6 protein-coding genes are annotated in these 4366 nt (G+C 71.1%); 1 reads left to right on the top strand and 5 read right to left on the bottom strand.

What is annotated here, in order from left to right; translation table 11 throughout:
- Positions 1-771 (bottom strand): DnaB-like helicase N-terminal domain-containing protein (locus AC1DUQ_RS18470; RefSeq protein ID WP_477074307.1); only part of this gene is annotated, 771 nt, incomplete at its 3' end.
- Positions 772-1086: 315 nt separating this feature from the next.
- Here AC1DUQ_RS18470 and AC1DUQ_RS18465 point away from each other — a divergent pair.
- A complete protein-coding gene (locus AC1DUQ_RS18465; RefSeq protein ID WP_477059559.1) occupies positions 1087-2430 on the top strand; it encodes an MATE family efflux transporter in 1344 nt (447 codons plus the stop codon).
- A 51-nt stretch (positions 2431-2481) separates the two neighbouring features.
- Here the strand turns inward: AC1DUQ_RS18465 and rplI are convergent, their stop codons facing one another.
- The 4 genes from rplI to rpsF all read right to left on the bottom strand — a co-directional run bounded on the left by rplI (position 2482) and on the right by rpsF (position 4159).
- Positions 2482-2931, bottom strand: coding sequence for a 50S ribosomal protein L9 (rplI, locus tag AC1DUQ_RS18460; RefSeq protein ID WP_056086294.1), 450 nt, complete (start codon positions 2929-2931; stop codon positions 2482-2484).
- A 14-nt stretch (positions 2932-2945) separates the two neighbouring features.
- Positions 2946-3182, bottom strand: coding sequence for a 30S ribosomal protein S18 (rpsR, locus tag AC1DUQ_RS18455; protein WP_056018476.1), 237 nt, complete (start codon positions 3180-3182; stop codon positions 2946-2948).
- Positions 3183-3259: 77 nt separating this feature from the next.
- Positions 3260-3799 (bottom strand): single-stranded DNA-binding protein, encoded by a 540-nt coding sequence (locus tag AC1DUQ_RS18450; RefSeq protein WP_056086293.1) that lies wholly within the window; start codon positions 3797-3799, stop codon positions 3260-3262.
- Positions 3800-3871: 72 nt separating this feature from the next.
- Positions 3872-4159, bottom strand: a complete 288-nt coding sequence (gene rpsF / locus AC1DUQ_RS18445) for a 30S ribosomal protein S6 (RefSeq protein WP_028045856.1) — start codon at positions 4157-4159, stop codon at positions 3872-3874.
- Positions 4160-4366: the final 207 nt, after the last annotated feature.

The raw sequence follows: 4366 nt of genomic DNA, 5'->3' as shown, positions 1-4366 counted from the left end.
GTCCCCGACCTGGACCTCACCCATCGTCGTCCAGCCCGTCGGCGTGGGCAGCGGCGTGTCGAGTGCCAGCGCCTTGCCGATGGCCGGACGTGCTGCGAGCACGATCATCTGGCCCGGGTGCAGCCCGTTGGTGAGCCGGTCCAGGTCCGAGAACCCCGTCGGCACGCCGATCATGCCCTCGCCGCGGTGGCCGGCGGCCTCGATCTCGTCGACCGCCCCGCCGATGATGTCGCCCAGGATCATGTAGTCCTCGGACGACCGTCGCTCGGTGACCGCGTAGACCTCCGCCTGCGCGTTGTTCACGATCTCGTCGACGTCGCCGCCGTCGGTGCCGTAGCCGAGCTGCACGATGCGCGTGCCGGCCTCGACGAGCTTGCGGAGCACCGACCGCTCCCGCACGATCCGGGCGTAGTAGCCGGCGTTCGCGGCGGTGGGGACCGACGAGATGAGCGTGTGCAGGTACGGGGCCCCGCCGATGCGCTGGATCTCGCCGCGCTTGGTCAGCTCGTCCGCGACCGTGATGGCGTCRGCCGGTTCGCCGCGGCCGTACAGGTCGATGATCGCGTCGTACACGACCTCGTGCGCCGGGCGGTAGAAGTCGGTGCCGCGGATCTGCTCGACGACGTCGGCGATCGCGTCCTTGGAGATCATCATGCCGCCGAGCACCGAGCGCTCGGCGTCGAGGTCCTGCGGAGGGGTCCGGTCATAGCCGCCGCCACCGCCGCGGTGGGTGCCCGACGGCGCGCCGTACTCGAGCTCCTCGATCGTCACCTGGTCCCCATCGTCGTCGTCGTACACATGTTCCATGGGGGGTCTGACACTGGCAGGTCCCGCACACGCGACGTTAGGGGTCCTGAGGAGCGCCGCCAAACCGGCTCGCGGGCCTGTGGGCGACACGGCCCGCACCTGTGGGAGGACACCGGCGCGTCTGTGGAGGAACGCTCGCCTACTGTGAGTCGCGCTGTGGATCGTGTCCGATTTTGTCCACAGGCCGTGGACAGGGGTGTGGACGAGCGGGTGAATCAGCACCCGAATCTGCCTCTCACCCGGGCAAACGCTGTACACGTGCTGTGGACGCGAGAAAGGTTGGCCGAGATTTCACCTGTCGGACACCGACCCCAAGGCCTGGACGGGCAGATACTCGCGCTCGCCGTCCCGGCGCTGGGCGCACTCGTCGCCGAGCCGCTCTTCGTGCTGGTCGACTCCGCCGTGGTCGGCCACCTCGGCACCGCCCCGCTGGCCGGTCTGGCGCTCGCGTCGACCGTCCTGATGACCGTCATCGGGCTGTGCGTGTTCCTGGCCTACGCCACGACGGCTGCCGTCGCGCGGCGCCTCGGCACCGGGGACCGGACCGGCGCCCTGCAGGTCGGCGTCGACGGGATGTGGCTGGCGCTCGGCCTCGGGGTGGTGCTCGCAGCGGCCACGTGGCTGAGCGCGCCCTGGCTGGTGGAGGCTCTCGGGGCGTCCGGTGAGGTCGCGCAGCAGGCCGTCATCTACCTGCGCTGGTCGTCACCGGGCCTGCCCGGGATGCTCCTGGTCCTCGCCTCGACGGGCGCGCTGCGCGGGCTGCTCGACACCCGCACGCCGCTGGTCGTGGCGGCCGTCGGCGCGGTGGTCAACGCCGCGCTCAACGTCGTGCTCGTCTACGGCGTCGGCATGGGGATCGCCGGGTCGGGGCTCGGCACCGCGCTCACGCAGCTGGGCATGGCTGTGGCGCTCACCGCGGTCGTGGTCCGGGGGGCGCGCGGCACGGGCGCCCAGCTGCGGCCGGCGGCCGGCGGCATCTGGGCCAACGCACGCGCAGGCACCCCGCTGTTCGTCCGGACGCTGTCGCTGCGCCTCGCCATCCTGCTGACGGTGTGGGTGGCCACCGGGCTCGGCGCGGTCGAGCTGGCCGGGCACCAGGTGGTGAACGCGGTGTGGGGGCTCGCGGCGTTCGCGCTGGACGCCCTCGCCATCGCCGCGCAGGCCCTCGTCGGCCACGCCCTGGGCGCCGCCGACGTCCCCAGGGTCCGCGCGATCCTGCGCCGGACCCTGCAGTGGGGCGTGGGGGCCGGGGCCGCGCTGGGCCTCGTCGTCGGCGGGCTGTCAGCGCTCTACGTCCCGCTCTTCACGTCCGACGACGACGTCCGCCGCGCCGCCGTCGCCGCCCTCGTGGTCGCCGCGGTGACCATGCCGATGGCCGGCTGGGTGTTCGTGCTCGACGGCGTGCTCATCGGCGCGGGCGACGGCCGGTTCCTCGCGTGGGCGGGCATGGCGACGCTGGTGGTCTACGTGCCGTTCGCGCTGGCCGTCCGTGAGGCCGCCCCGCCGGGGGCCGCCGGTCTGGCGTGGCTCTGGGCCGCGTTCGCGGGGGTGTTCATGCTGGCACGCGCGGCCACCACCGGCTGGCGCGCCCGCGGCACGGCGTGGATGGTGACGGGCGCATAGAAGCGCCCCGCTCCCCTCAGGGGAACGGGGCGCTTCTCAGGAGTGCTCAGCTCAGGCTGCGACGACCTTGACGGTCACCGTCGCGGACACGTCTGCGTGCAGACGGACCGACACCTGGTACTCGCCGAGGGCCTTGATCGGCTGACCGATCTCGACCTTCCGCTTGTCGATCTGCGGAGCGCCGGACTTCTTGACCGCCTCGGCGATCTCGGAGGTCGTGACGGCACCGAACAGACGGCCCGACTCGCCGGCCTTGGCCGACACGACGACGGGCTTGCTCTGCAGCGAGTCGCGGATCGCCTTGGCGTCGTCGAGCGTCGCGATCTCGCGGGCCTTGCGGGCCTTGCGGATCGCGGTGACGTCCTTCTCGGCGCCCTTGGTCCAGGGCGTCGCCAGGCTGCGCGGGACGAGGAAGTTCCGGGCGTACCCGTCCTTCACCTCGACCACGTCGCCGGGCTCACCGAGACCGGTGACCTCGTGGGTCAGGATGATCTTCGCCATGATGGTCCCCTTTCTCAGCGTGCCGACGACGAGTACGGCAGCAGGGCCATCTCGCGGGCGTTCTTGACAGCGCGCGCGATCGCGCGCTGCTCCTGCGTGGACACACCGGTCACCCGGCGAGCGCGGATCTTCCCGCGGTCGGAGATGAACTTGCGCAGCAGCGCAGTGTCCTTGTAGTCGACGACGTCGATCTTCGCCGCCTTGAGCGGGTTCAACTTCTTCTTGGGCTTACGAACCACGGGCTTGGCCATCGTGGTGCTCCTTGTCTGCTGGAGCCCTGGGCGTTGCCGTGCCCAGGGATGGGGAATGTCTGAGTGTCAGGCGCCGATCAGAACGGGGGCTCGTCGGAGTAGCCGGCACCGCCAGCACCACCCGCGGGCGTCGCCCACGGGTCGTCCTGCTGGGTGCCGCCACCGCCGCCGGAGCCGCCGAACCCACCGCCGCCGCCACCGTTGAAGCCGCCGCCGCCCCCGCCGCCGAAGCCACCGCCGCCGCCACCCGAACGCTGGGTCCGGGTGACCTTGGCCGTGGCGTAGCGCAGGGACGGGCCGACCTCGTCGACCTGGAGCTCGTACACGGTGCGCTTCTCGCCCTCGCGGGTCTCATACGAGCGCTGCACGAGCCGGCCGGTCACGATGACGCGGGTGCCCTTGGTGAGCGACTCGGCGACCGACTCGGCCGCCTCCCGCCAGATCGAGCAGCGGAGGAACAGCGTGTCGCCGTCCTTCCACTCGTTGCTCTGGCGGTCGAACGTACGGGGGGTGGACGCGACGGTGAAGTTCGCGACAGCTGCCCCCGAGGGGGTGAAGCGCAGCTCGGGATCCCCGGTCAGGTTCCCGATCACCGTGATGACGGTCTCACCGCTCATGCCCAGCTCCTCGTTCGTTCGATCAGTCGGAAGATGTGGAGCCGCACGTTACGGGCGGCCACCCACAAGAGATCAGGCGTCGGCGCGCAGGACCTTGGTCCGCAGGACGACCTCGTTGAGGCCGAGCTGGCGGTCGAGCTCCTTGGCGGTCGCGGGCGTCGCGTGGAAGTCGATGACGGCGTAGATGCCCTCGGACTTCTTCTGGATGTCGTAGGCAAGCCGACGACGGCCCCAGATGTCGACCTTGTCGACAGTGCCACCGTCGGTCTTGACGACCGTCAGGTACTTGTCGAGCGACGGAGCAACGGTGCGCTCCTCGATCTCGGGGTCAAGGATGATCATGAGTTCGTACTGACGCAGGCTCRTACCCACCTCCTCTGGTCTCAGCGGCCACGGTCGATCCGTGGCAGGAGGGTGTGTGCGTCGCTGCGCGGAGCGATCCGTCCATGACGACGGGCCCCTCCGGGCACAGCAATCTCCAAGGCTACCCGGCCCGGGGCCACCGCCGAAATCGGCTGTGGACGGGCGAGGACCTGGAAGCTCCGGCGAGGGGCTGCTGCCCGCCCC

The sequence above is a fragment of the Cellulomonas sp. P4_B5_2 genome (assembly GCF_056402235.1).
The sequence above is the reverse complement of the archived record's forward strand: the minus strand, read 5'-3'. Positions and strand labels throughout refer to the sequence as shown.

What these genes read in the sequence shown, in the direction of transcription:
- rpsR (WP_056018476.1), bottom strand. Translation starts at nt 3,182, where the DNA reads ATGGCCAAGCCCGTGGTTCGTAAGCCCAAGAAGAAGTTGAACCCGCTC.
- AC1DUQ_RS18450 (WP_056086293.1), bottom strand. Translation starts at nt 3,799, where the DNA reads ATGAGCGGTGAGACCGTCATCACGGTGATCGGGAACCTGACCGGGGAT.
- rplI (WP_056086294.1), bottom strand. Translation starts at nt 2,931, where the DNA reads ATGGCGAAGATCATCCTGACCCACGAGGTCACCGGTCTCGGTGAGCCC.